This is a genomic window from Caldibacillus thermoamylovorans, assembly GCF_000751775.1.
Classification (GTDB): Bacteria; Bacillota; Bacilli; order Bacillales; family Caldibacillaceae; genus Caldifermentibacillus; species Caldifermentibacillus hisashii.
In genome coordinates, this window is the sequence record NZ_CCRF01000073.1 from 1 (window position 1) to 16,253 (window position 16,253).

A 16,253-nucleotide genomic window follows, 5' to 3' on the forward strand; every position below is an offset into this window, starting at 1 on the left:
AATTGCTCAAAATTAAAACTGACTTAAATGGTTTATTAAAACGCTTTGTCTTGTTCAGTTTTCAAGGTTCAAAACCAAAATCGACTTACTTATTCTAACCAATTTTCTTCAATTTGTCAACTACTTTTTTACAAAAACAAAAGGATTAGAAAAGCAACTTTTAAGATACGAACAAAAAACTTTTGTAAGCCGACATTCTAAAGTGACTCAACTATATTATCATCACTCAATCCGAATGTCAATTGATTTTGAAATTAACTACTTTCTTAACGACAAGATTTATTATATCACCGTCAAATCTATATGTCAATAAATTATTCTAAAATTATTTTTTAGAGTTAATGTTAGTATTAGAATTAACCTAGAATTATTTTGGAATTACTTTTTTACTCTTAAAGTATTTTATTCCCTCGCCTGACATAATCCTATTATAAATGAAAGTCTTAGCATATTTAATTGTAATACACTAAAAATCCAATCTTTTTTTAATGCATTAGATACGATATATTCCTTCCATTTGCAATTTGTCACATTATAGACGTTCATTTTTATAAATTACCTTTAAAATTTATTGTTGAGCTTAAATCTCTCTTACATTAAATAAGAAGGATTCCAAAGATGACCACTTGTGTTTTTCGAAAACCACAAATTCTTTATTGGCAAAATCGAATATTGGAGGTTTCTGCTTCCATAATCCTTTCAAATACATGATAGTCACCCATGTATCGCCAGGCTGCACCATAGAGGATGAAAATGGTTTTTTCATGGTTGTAAAAATTTTTCGTGCTTTCAATTTGCTTCAATCAGTAAAAGGGCTAAGTAAGAGCATTATTTACATTTGGTTACTTTTACTTTTAGCAGAGCCTAATGAAAAAATGATTAATCCACTTATCACAATGAATCCACCTACCCATTGTGTCCAGATAAGTTTTTCACCAATTAGTATATAAGCCAGTATGGCCGCTCCAACCGGTTCAAATAAAATAGCCATCGATATAATATTCGTACTTACCCATTTTAGTGCTAAGTTGAATAATGAATGACCAAGCAAATTTGGAAATATCGCCAATAACAAAAAATAAATCCAATCTGTTGTTGGATATGGGTAGAGCGGTTCCTTCTTTATCATTACATATAGTAAAAGTGCTACAGTGCTCATAAAATAAACAACAAATGTATAGGATACCACAGAAATTCTTTTTCGAACCGCTTGACCAATTAACAAATAGGCAGTAATCAATGCACAGGCTATAAGTGCCAATATGTCACCAATCAATGCTTTTTCATTTAAATAAAAATCTCCCCAACTAATCATAACACTTCCAGAAATTGCGACAACAGCACTAAAAATTGTTTTTACTGATATTGGTTCCTTAAAAAGCAAATACGTTCCAAAAAATGAAAATAATGGTTGTAATGTTACTAATACAGTAGAACTCGCAACTGAAGTATAGTCCAAAGATTCAAACCAAAGAATGAAATGAAACGCAAGAAAAACACCGGCTATGGTTGATAATATGTAGTCCTTTTTTGTCATATTTCTTAGCTCTTTAACGTATTTTATAAGATATATTGGCAACATTATTAGCACGGTGAAAAACAATCGATAAAACGCAATAACACCTGAAGGGGCTGTTGAAAATTTAACAAAAATGGCCGACGTTGATACGGATAATACTCCAATAATGACAAATATATATGGGTTTACTTTTGGTTTTTCCATACTTGTTCTCCCTATTTTCTTCATAATTATGTTTTATTTATTACTTTCATATAAATTGTTTCGTATAATAGCATTATATAGTATAGATGATAATAAAAAAATTACTAGATTGTAAGAAGGGATAAGATTGCTCGAATATATTCATTGGGAAGTATTGGTGAAATTAGGAGTTACAGCTATTCTTGGATTAATCATTGGTTTAGAGCGAGAGATTAAACGGAAACCAATTGGCTTAAAAACATCACTAGTCATTTCGATTGTTTCCTGTTTATTAACCATTGTGTCGATTGAATCTGCCTATCGGGCTACTAGTGCACAACAGGGAGTTAACATAACAATGGATCCGCTCAGACTGGCTGCACAAATTGTATCCGGGATCGGTTTTTTAGGAGCTGGTGCGATTTTAAGAAGGGGAAATGACAGTATATCCGGATTAACGACTGCGGCCATCATATGGGGAGCTGCCGGAATAGGAATTGCCGTTGGAGCCGGATTTTATTTTGAAGCGATTGCTGGTGTTGTTTTCATTATGATTAGTGTTGAATTAATTCCTTCCATTATGACTTGGATCGGACCGAAGCAGTTAAGGGAAAAAGAAATGAAGTTAGATATCATTGTTCATGAAAATAAATATGTTAAAACCATCATTGATACCATTCAAAATAAAAAAATTTCTGTTTATCATATCCGTATTCGGGATTTAAAAGATGGCGGGCATTTGATTCAATTGAATATTGGAGTTAACTACAAATTGAAACTAACGAATTTATATGAACTGATCTCCAATATGGAAGGCGTTAAACAAGTGGAAATTGAAAGTCTTCACTAAAAAATTCTTTACTCGATAAGTTGCACCATGGTATAAAAGATTTTTCACATGTCCCGAGTCAAAAAAATGGGAGTGTTGCCTTTTGTAAAATCGGTTATAGGCAACATTCCCCTATTTTCCTTTATGCCATTCATAACTTTTCATGTGTAAAAAATAACCATTCCTTCTATTATTTATATGCTCGAGTCATTTCAATAACTTATTACATGTATGAAATCTTGCTCCATGTCATGAATCATGTACAATATATACTTGAAACCCTGCATTTCTCGCTCTCTCCGCTAAAGCTTCAGCATTCTCCCGCTTTGAGAAAGCACCGATTTGAACTTTATATAAGGTATTTTGGTTTACCGACGAAGGTGGTGAGGACGGGATCGGGTTTACAGGTGCACCGGTTTTCCTTGGTAATCTAAATGCCCTCGCTAAACCGTTCACATGTCCCCGTGCAATCCGATTAATATATGCAGGATCCTTCAATTTATTTGCATCCGTAACATTGTCGACAAAACCATTTTCAGTAAGAAGTGCCGGCATATTTGATTCTCTTAACACGTGAAAATTTGCCTGCTTTTGTCCCCGGTCACGATAATCTGTTTGTTTTACCACTTCTTCATGAATAGCATCCTGATAGCTTTTTGTTAATGCATCTACATTCGGATATACATAACTTTCAAAACCGGTTCCGCCACCGGAATTTATATGAACGGACAAATAAAAATCAGCTCCCCAGCTGTTTGCGGCAGATGTCCTGGCATTTAGGCTAACGGTTTGGTCTGTTGTTCTACTCATTCTTACAGAAACATTTTGGTATTCATTCAATAAAATTTGCTGAATTTGATTTGCAATTTGTAAAGTAATATTTTTTTCACTGATGCCATTACCAACTGCACCAGGGTCCGAACCACCGTGTCCCGGATCGATAAAAATTTTAACCAAATTTTTCACCTCTCCAATTTTTTTAGAATTTGAAAATTGTACCCGGATCCAGTCGAAAACATGACTATGCTCGCCGGGATCTCATAATTTTTATCACAAATATAAATAGGAAATGTAACAATTCCTTTTCCTTGATAGTCAGTCCCAAGATGAAAGACACAAAGACCGGGTATAAAATTAAAGACTTCCTAATTTATTTATATGTAAGAACTAAAAAAAGGGTTAAGAATTCTGTTGTTGGTACATCGGAGGAAATTTTTTTAAAAATCGGCATACTGATTATGGTAAAAATATTGTTTTTGAGGTTTTTTGCGGCATGATTTGTTTCTAATAACCGAAAAAATGCAAGGCCTATTTCAAGATAAGCGGCTTGCATTTTTCATCAAAAATATTGGCATTTCAAACGAGTTGTCTACTCTGTTCATACGCTTCAATTTTATCTTTAAGTAATAAAGTTAAGTCAATATCATCCCAACCATTTACTAATTTCTCCTTATGATAGGCGGGAATGTCAAACGCAATAACTTGGACACCGTCAGTAATTGTTTGTGCTTCAAGATCAACAGCCAGTGTAAATGAATCCCGTTCGGCCTTTTCCATCCAATCTTGAATAATAGATTGCTCAAGCATTATTGGTAGGATACCATTTTTTAACGCATTATTGTAAAAAATATCGGCAAAACTTGGTGCGATTACAACTCGGAAACCATAATCAAGAAGAGCCCAAGCCGCATGTTCACGTGAAGAACCGCAGCCAAAATTTTTTCCTGCCAAAATAATGCTGGCACTGTTGTATTTTTCATCATTCATTGTAAAATCTTGCCGAAGACTCCCATCATCATTGTATCGCCAGTTATAGAATAAAAATTTCCCAAACCCCGTTCGTTCAATGGCTTTCAAAAATTGCTTCGGGATAATTTGGTCGGTATCGACATTTTCCCGATTTAACGGGTAAACGAGTCCTTTATGATATTGAATAGCTTCCATTATTTATACCTCCTTTGAAAGATGTAACAAGTCTGTCCGACGTAATTCCAAAATTTGTAAATAATGCATAACATGTTTAAACCGTCTGATTAGCGATAGATTTATTCATGTTCCTGCATGATCATGTGCCAAAGGTGGTTCATTGGACAGACTCACAGGTCCGTGCTTAATCTTTTATAAACGATTTCAACTATACAATTTACCGTTCATAACCGATTACTGAAGGACTTGTTGAAATTTCCGGACATCGATAAAATGACCGGTAATCGCAGCAGCGGCCGCCATTTCCGGACTGACCAGATGGGTGCGGGCACCATTCCCTTGCCTTCCTTCAAAATTCCGATTTGAGGTTGATGCACATCTGCCACCGGGTGGTACAATATCTTCGTTCATCCCTAAACACATACTGCAACCGGCATCCCGCCATTCAAATCCGGCATCCTTAAAAATTTGATCCAGTCCTTCCTTTTCCGCTTCCATCTTTACGAGAAAAGAACCCGGAACAACGATGGCCCGTTTAATATTTGGATGAACTTTTCGGCCACGGACAATTTCTGCCGCTTTCCGTAAATCACTTAAGCGGGAATTGGTGCAAGAGCCGATGAACACATGATCTATATTAATAGAAGAAATTGGTTGATTTTCTTCCAATCCCATATATTCTAATGCGCGGCGGACCTCCTCTTTATTTTCAACTTCACTAATCGCAGGTGTCGAACCGCTAACCGGCACGCACATACTTGGATTTGTCCCCCATGTGACTTGCGGTTCAATTTCTTCCGCATTAATCGTTAATGTTTTGTCATAAGTCGCTCCCGAATCAGTAGCCAGCGATAACCAATTTTCAGCAATCTCTTCAAACTGTTCCCCTTTTGGCACATATCTTTTTCCTTTTAAAAATTCGACCGTTTTCTCATCGGGACTAATTAACCCGGCTCGAGCCCCGCCCTCAATGGACATATTGCAAATCGTCATCCGGTCTTCCATCGAAAGTTTTCGAATGGCATCCCCCGTATATTCAACAACATAACCTTGGCCAAAACTTACTCCAAATTTTGCGATTATTGCCAGAATTAAATCTTTCGCAGTTACACCGGGACCTAGCTCTCCAACAACTTGGACATTCATTGTTTTTGGTCGTTGTTGCCAAATCGTTTGAGTAGCCAGTACATGTTCGACTTCACTTGTTCCGATCCCAAATGCCAATGCACCAAATGCACCATGCGTCGATGTATGACTATCACCGCAAACAATTGTTTTACCTGGTTGTGTTAATCCGAGTTGAGGTCCGATTACATGAACAATTCCTTGGTCCGGATGAAACATATCCGCCAACCGGATTCCGAACTCTTCGCAATTTTCCTTCAATGTTTCCATTTGTTTTTTCGAGATTGGATCGCGGACAATTTCCCGGTTTGCTGTCGGAACATTATGATCCATCGTCGCAAAAGTTAGATCCGGTCGCCGTACTTTTCGATTATTCATCCGCAACCCTTCAAAAGCTTGCGGTGATGTAACCTCATGAACAAGATGCAGATCAATATATAGTAAATCCGGTTTTCCTTCCTCTCTGTGAACAACATGATTTTCCCATATTTTTTCAATAATCGTTTTCGGTTTTCCCATGTTTAAACCTCCTGCAAAATCAAATCATTATCAAGGAAAAATAATGCATAGTCAAACATTACTAACTTTTCCCCGGTGGTTACCGGTACTAGTGCTTCCGGTGCCGATCCATTGAACAGAGTCATACATTGCTAAACTTTTTCCCGTTGATTAGTAATTTTTCTGTAATGACTTCCGTTATTTCGTTTGTACTGAGTTTCGTTCCGTTTTCTATTTGTAAATCAGCGGTATGATAACCGTCTGATAATGTTTCATTGACTGCTGCTTCAATCGCACTAGCTTCTTCCTCCATAGCAAAAGAGAACCGGAGCATTAATGCCGCAGATAAAATCATCCCAATCGGATTCGCCATTCCTTTACCGGCAATGTCGGGTGCCGATCCATGAATCGGCTCATACAAACCGAACTGATCGGATCGGATACTGGCAGAAGGAAGCATACCTAATGATCCGGTCAAAACCGATGCCTCATCACTTAAAATATCGCCAAACATATTTTCCGTTACAAGAACATCGAACTGGCTTGGGTTGGTTATTAATTTCATACTGGCGGCGTCTACCAAAAGATGTTCTACTTCTACATCTGGATATAAACTGCTTTTTTCATTGACAATTTCCCGCCAAACCCTGCTCGATTCCAGCACATTTGCTTTATCAACAGAGGTAAGTTTCTTCTTTCGCATCCGGGCAAATTGGAATGCCTTATCTACAATTCTTTCTATCTCATACCGTTCATAATATAACGTATCGACAACGACTTTCCCGTTTTCGCGGCGTTCACTCGGTTTACCGAAATAAATTCCGCTCGTTAATTCACGGACAATTAAAATATCACTATCCTTAATAATATGTTCTTTTAACGGAGATGCATGGAGCAATGAAGCAAAAGCTTTAATCGGGCGGAGATTGGCAAATAGACCAAGTTCCTTTCTAATTTTTAACAGCCCTTTTTCCGGCCGAATGTCAGCGGGCACGTTATCCCATTTTGGCCCGCCAACTGCCCCTAACAGAACCGCATCGGCATTTTTACAAGCATTAACCGTTTCATCCGTCAAAGGAACTCCGAACCGATCAATTGCATTACCACCAATGGCATGTGTTTCATATACAAAACGATGATTAAATTTTTCTTCCACTACATGAAGAACTTTTACTGCCGCCTCTAAAATTTCCTTTCCAATGCCATCACCGGGAAGGAGAATAATACGATTTTCCATAGTTTTCACCTGACTTTTCTTAGCAAAATAGGTTGAATTTTTATCGATTCTACTATTTAATCGCAGTCGGCTCTTTGACAACTGAGCTTTGTTTAATTAAATACTTATTGACCGCATTAATGTAGGCATGTGCTGAAGCTTCCAATACGTCAGAAGCTGTGCCACGTCCATTCATAATTTCACCGTTCACCTTTACCTGAACATAGGCTTCTGCAAGCGCATCTTTTCCCCCGCCAATCGAACTGATTTGATAGTCTAAAAGATTTGTTTCTTCTGTAATCAAGGCCGCTATTGTTTTATATAAAGCTTCCACACTGCCATTTCCTGTACATGCCGTTTGCACGATTTTATCTTCTGGCGTTTTAACGGATACGGTTGCTGTCGGAATATTGGCTGAACCATATTGGACCTGGATCATTTCTAATTGATATTTTTGGACTGTGTTCGCATTGGTTTGGATTTCCATCAAAATTGTGAACAAATCTTCATCGGTCACTTCTTTTTTATGATCGGTTAATTGTTTGAATTGTCCGAATGCTTGGTTTAGTTTTTCCTCAGAAAGTGTAAAGCCGAGCTCTACTACTTTTTCTTTAAATGCATGTCTGCCGGAATGTTTTCCAAGGACAAGATTATTGGAATGAACGCCAACCAATTCCGGTGTAATAATTTCATAGGTTTGAGCATTTTTCAGCACACCATCTTGATGAATCCCTGACTCATGAGCATAGGCGTTTCGGCCAATAACCGCTTTATTCGGTTGTACGACCATGCCGGTTAGTTTTGCGACTAAATCACTGGTCCGCTTCAATTCATCGAGCTTCAAGTTCGTTTCATACGGGTAAAAGTCAGAACGAATCTTAAGGGCAATTACGACTTCTTCCAATGCTGCATTTCCGGCCCGTTCGCCGATCCCGTTAATGGTCCCTTCAACCTGGGTTACCCCGTTTTCAATCGCAGCCAAGGAATTTGCTACAGCCATGCCTAAATCATCGTGACAATGACAAGAAAGCGCCACTTGATCAATATTCGGCACATGTTCCCGAATATACCGGAACATTTTTCCATACTCTTCAGGCGTTGTGTAACCGACCGTATCCGGTAGATTAATCACATTGGCTCCTGCTCCAATGACTTTTTCAATAATTCTTGCTAAAAAGTCCAAATCGGAGCGTGACGCATCTTCTGCTGACCATTCAATAAACGGAAATTTTTTCTTTGCATATTTCACCATGTTCACTGAAGTTTCAATGACTTGTTCCGGTGTCATTTTTAATTTGTATTTCATATGAATTGGTGATGTGGCTAAAAACAGATGCAAACAAGGTTCTTCAGCAACTCGCAAAGCCTCCCAAGCCGCATCAATATCAGATTGAACCGCTCTGGAAAGCCCAATCACCGAGGAGTTTTTAATTGTTTGGGCAATCGCTTTTACAGCCTCAAAGTCACCTTTGGACGAGGCCGGAAACCCGGCTTCAATTCGGTCGACACGAAGCCTTTCAAGTTGTCTGGCAATCTCTAATTTTTCTAGTTGATTCAAGTTTACACCCGGTGATTGTTCTCCATCCCTCAAAGTCGTATCGAAAATTTTTATCATCGTCATACCCATCCATCCCTTCTTTAAAATTTTTTGCTTGATTTTTCATAACACATAAACAGTATCGCCATAATCTGACTGGAGACTTTTCCTTCTTGCCGGTAACCTCAAACCGATGATTATTTATAAAAAAAGGCTCTCTTCTCCCACACAAATCTATATTTAGATTCATGTTGGGGAGAAAAGAGCCTTTCCTCGGTACCACCCAAGTTCATAGCATCCTCGCAGATACTATCTCGTGAAGCATGAAGCCTCGTTTTGGTAACAGGTGTTAGAGTTACACCCGGCGAAACTTAATGAGATGAATCATCCGTTCAGTTTCACACTCAGGGATGAGACTGGAACAATATGTATTTCCGGGCTTCCACCGCCCCCGGATCTCTGTGAATACATGCCCATTGTTCCATAATCCCTTCATTGCTTTCATCTATTTTTAAAATTTCGTCATCAACTAATATTGTCATTTATCATAAAACATTTTATTTAAAAGAGCAAGAGGTTTTTATAAAAAATTTTATATAAATCTTTTTAAAAATAATTATCTAAAAAATCATGACAAAGCTCATTTAATTAAACCATTCAATCTGTTCTTGCAAGCCGTTTTAGACTACTTCGACAAATCGATTCCTGTTCCAATTGTTTCCGAGTTAGCTGCTTTCCTGCTCCAAAATGTTGCCAACAGCGGACCTGAGATATTATGCCAGACACTGAAAATAACACTTGGCACTGCCGCTAGCGGTGAAAAATAAGTCATTGCCAATGTAGTGGCCAGTCCGGAGTTTTGCATACCTACTTCAATTGCGATTGTCTTTTGGCTCGGATAATCCAGCTTGAAAAGTTTCGCTGACCAAAAACCAAGCAATAAACCGAGACAATTGTGTAAAACAACAACAATGAAAATGAGCAATCCATTTGATAATAGATTATCTTTATTCACTGCCACAACTGCCGAGGCGACTCCAACAATTCCGATAACCGAAATTAACGGTAACACAGCCGTACTCTTCTCCACTTGTTTGGGAAATAGATAATGAACTAAAACCCCTAAGACAATTGGTAACAAAACAACTTGTACAACAGAAACAAACATACTCCAGAACGAAACTTCCATCCATTGCTTTGCTAATAACCATGTTAAAAACGGTGTCATTATAGGAGCCATCAATGTGGATACTGCTGTCGCACAAACAGATAACGCCGCATTTCCTTTAGCCAAATAAGCCATAACATTCGATGCAGTCCCACCTGGTGCACAACCGACAAGAATAACACCCGCAGCTAATTCCGCTGGCAACTTGAGTAAAATGGCTAGCGCAAAGGCCACTAACGGCATAATCGTATATTGACTAACTGCAGCGATAATGACACTTTTCGGTGCTTGGAAAACAGCCTTAAAATCATCAACAGATAATGTTAATCCCATTCCAAACATAATGATGCCCAGCAATAACGGAATATGAGGGGCTATCCAAGTAAAGCCTTCCGGAATAAAGTAACTTAATAGTGCAAATAAAATGATCCAAACAGCAAATGTATTGCCGGCAAAATTACTGACTTTCGCCAATTGATTCAATGTAATCACCCGCTTTTATAGTTTAATTAATGATTATAGTATAAATTTTTATTTTTTCAATACTGTTATCAAAAGATATTTTTTAGAAAAATTTTTAAAAACACTTGACTTATGCGTGAAATTCAAATAAACTATCTTTTAAAATAACGGTTAAATTAATTGATAATTTATACAATTACTGTATAAATTTTAAAGCGATGACGGGAACGGGGAAGCAAAACCAATGTGTAAGCAGCGAATCGGGGATGGTGAAAGCCCGGTTACACAGTTTGTTTCCTGATCATCCCGGAGTGCCGGACTGAACAGGGTTAACCTTAGTAAGTTTGGCCGGGTACGAACGATCAGTACCTGTTATCAAAAGAAGCTCCATGCTTCATGAGGTAGTATCTGTGAGGATGCTATGAAGTTGGGTGGTACCAAGAAAAGCAACTCTTTTCTTCCCAAACATGTCATAATTGTTCTGGGTTGAAAAGGGTTTTTATTTTTAAGCAGTCTATCTAATTTTAATTAGCCGACTCATTTGAAATATTTATTTTACTCATCTTTTACAAATTTATAAAATATTAACAAATATCCTATTGACCCTTTCAGAAAAATATTTTATTATTAACGGCAAAACAATCTTTTTTAACGCAGTGCAGCATAAATTTAATAAAGTGTTCTAAATCATTTAAGATATTTTTAACACGATGACGGGAACGGGGAGCAAAAATCATGTATTTGCAGCGAGTCGGGGATGGTGAAAGCCCGGTCATACATTTTGTTCCTGGATCATCCCGGAGTGCCGGTTTGAACAGAATTTCCAAGTAGGATCGGCCGGGTGCTTCGTTTGCACCTGTTATCAAAAGAAGCTCTATGCTTCATGAGGTAGTATTCGCGAGGGTACTATGAACTTGGGTGGTACAGAGGAAAGAGATCTCTTTTCTCCCCAAAAATTCTGCTTGATGTAGGTTTAGGGGGGGTAAAGAGCTTTTTTTATACTTTCTAAATTTCTTACCAAAATACTCAATTTATTCAAAGGGGAGGTTTCTTTCGTGAGTCTTAAGGTAAAGAATGAAGAGGATATGCAAGTTGACCAAATAACTGGTGCTGACCTTTTAGTCGATACACTGATCAATGAAAAAGTGGATACGATTTTTGGGTACCCTGGGGGGGCGGTATTACCTATTTACGATGCTTTTTATCGTAAAAAAGCACCTTTCAAACACATTTTAACGAGACATGAGCAAGGAGCCATTCATGCGGCGGAAGGATATGCCCGGGTTACAGGAAAACCAGGAGTTGTGTTTGCTACATCCGGCCCTGGTGCGACCAACTTAGTAACAGGAATTACCGATGCCATGATCGACTCAATCCCGCTTGTTATTTTTACAGGTCAAGTTGCAAAAAATGTAATTGGTACTGACGCATTTCAAGAAGCAGATGTTATTGGAATTACAACACCGATTACAAAATATAATTATCAAGTGAACGATTTGGAAGATTTACCGTCAATCGTTAGGGAAGCTTTTCATATTGCATCAACAGGAAGACCCGGTCCGGTTGTTATCGATATTCCTAAAAATATCGCAACGGGGTATGTTAATGGCAACTATACGTACGTTTCTGAAATCAATCTGCCCGGTTACCAACCAAATTTTATGCCGAATCCACTGCAAATTACAAAATTAGTTGAAGCGCTCAAAACAGCCAAAAGACCGCTTGTATTGGCAGGTGCCGGAGTATTGTTTGCCAATGCGACAGAAGAGCTGAAACAATTTACTGAAAAATACCAATTGCCTATCACTAATACATTACTTGGATTGGGAAGCTTTCCTGGTGATCATGAACTGTTCCTTGGCATGGCCGGTATGCATGGAACTTATGCTGCAAACATGGCCATATCAGAATGTGATTTATTAATTAATTTTGGCGCACGTTTTGATGATCGGCTCACCGGGAATTTGAATCATTTTGCGCCTCATGCCAAAGTTGCACATATTGACATTGATCCGGCCGAAATAAGTAAAAATGTCGAAACCCATATCCCGATCGTGTGTGATGCCAAAGAAGCACTAAAAGCACTGTTAAAATGTGAGCTTGAAGTTTCATCGCATAATGAATGGAATCAGAAACTAGCTGTCTATAAAACTGAAAAACCGTTATGGTATGAAAAGCCAAAAGAATTCGTGTCACCTCAATGGTTTATTGAACAAATATACAAAATTACTAATGGCGAGGCGATTGTGACAACAGATGTCGGTCAACACCAAATGTGGGCAGCTCAATACTTTCATTTTAATAAACCAAATTGTTGGGTAACTTCAGGAGGTCTCGGTACAATGGGATTCGGTCTTCCGGCTGCGATTGGGGCACAAATTGCAAGACCGGACGAACTCGTTATTGCGATCGTCGGTGATGCCGGTTTTCAAATGACCTGTCAAGAGCTTGCTGTTATAAGGGAAAGAAACCTTCCAGTTAAAGTTATTATTGTTAACAATGCTGCGCTCGGAATGGTTAGACAGTGGCAAGAAATTTTTTATGAAGAAAGATACTCAGAATCTATACTTACATTTAACCCGGACTTTATTAAACTTGCTGAAAGTTATGATATCAAGGGCGTAGTTATTGATAATCACGAAAATGCCGTTCAGCTATTGGAAAAAGCCATTCATTATAACGGACCGGTTCTCATTGACTGTAGAGTCCCTCAAAATGAGTGTGTGTATCCGATGGTTGCACCGGGAGCCGGCCTACATCAAATGGTGGGGGTGACAAAATGAGACGGATTATTACAGCAACCGTCCAAAACCGAAGCGGTGTTCTTAATCGAATTACCGGAATGTTGACAAAACGCCAATTTAATATTGAAAGTATTACGGTAGGCGGCTCAGAAAAAGACGGTATTTCAAAAATGACCTTTGTTATCGATGTGGCCGACCCGCTGAAATTCGAACAGTTAACAAAACAATTAAATAAACAAATTGATGTTATTAAAGTAACCGACATTACCGAAAAGGCTCATGTTGTTCGTGAATTGGCTTTAATTCGCGTCGCAGGCTCTCGTCAGCAACATGCAGAAATTCAAAGTGTCATTGCACCTTTCCGTGCCTCAATTATTGATGTGAGTAAAGACAGTTTGATTATTCAAGTAACAGGGAAACCGGATAAAATTGACGCTTTAATTGAATTATTGAAGTCCTATGGAATTAAAGAATTGACAAGAACAGGCATCACCGCATTTTTACGGGGAAATCAACCGCAAGTAACAGAGATGAATTCACTTTCTATCTAAAGAAAAGCAAAGTCCAATTCGAAAGTATAGCTCGCATAGGTTTTGATGAATTTACTTCTATCTAAAGAAAAGCAAATTTCGAAAGCAGGGCTTGGTAAGTTTTGATGAATTCACTTTCTGTCTATCACTTATAAAAACTGGAAAAATATAACTAATTTTTGGAGGGAATAATTATGGTAAAAGTTTTACATGATGAAGATATCCAAAGAGACGTACTAACAGGAAAAAAAGTTGCCGTCGTCGGCTATGGATCACAAGGCCATGCCCATGCACAAAATTTGCGTGACAGCGGTTATGAAGTTGTAATCGGGTTACGTGAAGGAAAATCTGCCGCACGTGCCAGGGAAGACGGCTTTACGGTGTTGCCTGTTGCTGACGCGGTAAGTGTTGCAGATGTTGTCATGATTTTAATGCCGGATGAAACCCAAGCAAAAGTATACAAAGAAAGTATTAAACCTAACCTGAAATCAGGTGCAGCCATTGCTTTTGCACATGGTTTCAACATTCATTTTGGTCAAATCGTACCCCCTGATGATGTTGATGTATTCATGGTTGCACCAAAAGGCCCGGGACATCTTGTCCGCAGAACGTATGAGGAAGGTGCCGGTGTTCCTGCTCTTTACGCGGTGTACCAAGATGCTACCGGTCAGGCAAAAGATTTAGCATTAAGCTATGCGAAAGGAATCGGAGCTGCCCGTGCCGGTGTGTTGGAAACGACATTCAAGGAAGAAACCGAAACCGATCTCTTTGGTGAACAAGCCGTCCTTTGTGGTGGTCTCACAAGCTTGATTAAAGCCGGTTTTGAAGTACTGGTGGAAGCAGGATATCAACCGGAAGCCGCCTATTTCGAATGTTTACACGAAATGAAATTGATTGTGGATTTATTGTATGAAGGTGGCCTATCCAATATGCGGTATTCCATTTCAGACACCGCACAATGGGGCGATTTTGTATCCGGACCGCGTGTAGTTACCGCCGAAACAAAAGAACGGATGAAGGAAATTTTAGCTGATATTCAATCCGGTGCTTTTGCAAAGAGTTGGATTTTGGAAAACCAAGTCAATCGTCCACAATTCAATGCGATTAACGCACAAGAGTTGAACCACCCAATTGAAAAAGTTGGTCAAGAGCTACGTGCATTAATGCCGTTTATTAAACAGTCTGTAAAAGATCAAGAAACAAAAAAAGTGGCTGTAACTAAGTAAAATGAAAAGCGGGGCTATGAGTTAATAAAAATCAGTCTGTTAACTTATTATTCATATTTGATTAGGGAACAGATTTAATAGATTTTGAAACTGATAGTCCCGCGCAAAACGTCGTTATGTTTTTTTATAAGGGAGTGTGAAGAAATTGGGGATTGTTTTTTAACTGAAAAGAAAATTTATTCTGCGATGAACGCCTTATCTCCGTTCGTTCACCGCACACCAATATTTACTTCGGAAACAACCAATCGGATTGTTGGGAAAAAGGTATATTTTAAAATGGAAAACCAACAAAAAACAGGTGCATTTAAAATACGGGGTGCCACCTACAAAATTATGCAATTAAAACGGGAGGAGCTTAAGAAAGGGGTCATTACCGCTTCTGCCGGCAATCATGCTCAAGGAGTAGCTCATGCAGCCAAGAAAGCAGGAACAACGGCAACAATCTTTATGCCGGTACACACTCCGCACGCTAAGATTGATGCGACGCGAAACTATGGTGCAAAAGTAGTTTTGACGGGTGAAAGTTTCCAAGAGGCATATGAGGCTTCCCTTGAGTTGCAAAAGGAAACCGGTGCAGCCTATATTCATCCTTTTGATGACTATGATGTCATGGCCGGTCAAGGGACAATTGCACTTGAGTTACTAAGACAAGAGGATAGAATTGATACAATCTTCGTTCCTATTGGTGGCGGTGGATTGATCAGTGGTATCGCAGTAGCAGTAAAAACAATCAATCCCCATATTAAGGTGATTGGGGTTCAAGCGAATGGAGCTGCTCCGGTCTATGACAGTTTTCAAAAGAAAAAACCTACAAATTGGGACCGCGTCTCAACGATTGCAGAAGGGATCGCCGTAAAACAACCGGGAAAAAGTACATTGCCGATTATAATGAAATATGTAGATGATGTGGTGACCGTGACGGATGAACAAATTGCTGCCAGCATCCTTTATATGTTGGAACGAGGGAAAACGTTAATTGAAGGAGCAGGTGCCGCATCCATTGCCGCCTTATTCGCCTATCATCATCATTTTAAATCGAAACATTGTGGACTGATTGTTAGTGGAGGAAATATCGATCTTGATGAAATGTCGCATATTCAAAAGCTTGCTGCCATGAATCATGTCGGCAGTGAAAGTATCGCGATAAATTCATAAGTGAGTTTATTGATTAAAAATATTCGATTTCAGGTTGTTTCTTTTTCATTCTGTTTTTAAACAAAATTAGCTTACATTACGTTGAAAACTCGCCAGAATATTGGCGAGTTTTTTGCTAGCTAATAGGAAAAACAT

General features: G+C 38.6%; 12 protein-coding genes. 5 read left to right on the forward strand and 7 right to left on the reverse strand.

All coding sequences use genetic code 11. From position 1 onward, the window contains the following. Positions 1-832 precede the first annotated feature (832 nt). The gene (locus BT1A1_RS13010; RefSeq protein WP_034771949.1) at positions 833-1,723 is read right to left on the reverse strand and encodes a DMT family transporter; all 891 of its coding nucleotides are present in this window, start codon (positions 1,721-1,723) and stop codon (positions 833-835) included. A gap of 127 nt (positions 1,724-1,850) precedes the next feature. Between BT1A1_RS13010 and BT1A1_RS13015 the strand changes: the two genes are divergently transcribed. Continuing rightward, entirely contained in the window at positions 1,851-2,552 is a 702-nt protein-coding gene (locus tag BT1A1_RS13015) for an MgtC/SapB family protein (RefSeq protein ID WP_081912369.1), read from the forward strand. Positions 2,553-2,780: 228 nt separating this feature from the next. On the opposite strand, the gene BT1A1_RS13020 is transcribed toward BT1A1_RS13015, so the two are convergent. From BT1A1_RS13020 to BT1A1_RS13050, 6 genes are all read right to left on the reverse strand, one after another. Next, positions 2,781-3,488, reverse strand: coding sequence for an N-acetylmuramoyl-L-alanine amidase (locus tag BT1A1_RS13020; RefSeq protein ID WP_034771950.1), 708 nt, complete (start codon positions 3,486-3,488; stop codon positions 2,781-2,783). A gap of 399 nt (positions 3,489-3,887) precedes the next feature. Further along, positions 3,888-4,475, reverse strand: coding sequence for a 3-isopropylmalate dehydratase small subunit (gene leuD, locus BT1A1_RS13030; RefSeq protein ID WP_034771954.1), 588 nt, complete (start codon positions 4,473-4,475; stop codon positions 3,888-3,890). 216 nt (positions 4,476-4,691) lie between these two features. Then, entirely contained in the window at positions 4,692-6,101 is a 1,410-nt protein-coding gene (gene leuC, locus BT1A1_RS13035) for a 3-isopropylmalate dehydratase large subunit (protein WP_034771956.1), read from the reverse strand. A 121-nt stretch (positions 6,102-6,222) separates the two neighbouring features. Next, on the reverse strand, positions 6,223-7,317 hold the full coding sequence (leuB, locus tag BT1A1_RS13040) for a 3-isopropylmalate dehydrogenase (protein WP_034771958.1): 1,095 nt from the start codon (positions 7,315-7,317) through the stop codon (positions 6,223-6,225). Between the two features lie 52 nt (positions 7,318-7,369). Next, positions 7,370-8,917: a 2-isopropylmalate synthase gene (locus BT1A1_RS13045; RefSeq protein ID WP_034771983.1), complete on the reverse strand. Its 1,548-nt coding sequence runs from the start codon at positions 8,915-8,917 to the stop codon at positions 7,370-7,372. Between the two features lie 601 nt (positions 8,918-9,518). After that, the gene (locus BT1A1_RS13050; RefSeq protein WP_034771959.1) at positions 9,519-10,484 is read right to left on the reverse strand and encodes a bile acid:sodium symporter family protein; all 966 of its coding nucleotides are present in this window, start codon (positions 10,482-10,484) and stop codon (positions 9,519-9,521) included. 1,064 nt (positions 10,485-11,548) lie between these two features. Between BT1A1_RS13050 and ilvB the strand changes: the two genes are divergently transcribed. From ilvB to ilvA, 4 genes are all read left to right on the forward strand, one after another. Continuing rightward, entirely contained in the window at positions 11,549-13,246 is a 1,698-nt protein-coding gene (ilvB, locus tag BT1A1_RS13055; protein ID WP_034771985.1) for an acetolactate synthase large subunit, read from the forward strand. Beyond that, positions 13,243-13,758 carry an acetolactate synthase small subunit gene (gene ilvN / locus BT1A1_RS13060; RefSeq protein WP_034771961.1) on the forward strand — a complete coding sequence of 172 codons (516 nt, stop codon included), beginning with the start codon at positions 13,243-13,245 and terminating at the stop codon, positions 13,756-13,758. Before ilvB ends, ilvN begins: the two co-directional genes overlap by 4 nt. Positions 13,759-13,931: 173 nt before the next feature. After that, a complete protein-coding gene (gene ilvC / locus BT1A1_RS13065) occupies positions 13,932-14,963 on the forward strand; it encodes a ketol-acid reductoisomerase (protein ID WP_034771963.1) in 1,032 nt (343 codons plus the stop codon). A 186-nt stretch (positions 14,964-15,149) separates the two neighbouring features. Continuing rightward, a complete protein-coding gene (ilvA, locus tag BT1A1_RS13070; RefSeq protein ID WP_081912370.1) occupies positions 15,150-16,118 on the forward strand; it encodes a threonine ammonia-lyase in 969 nt (322 codons plus the stop codon). Positions 16,119-16,253 lie beyond the last annotated feature (135 nt).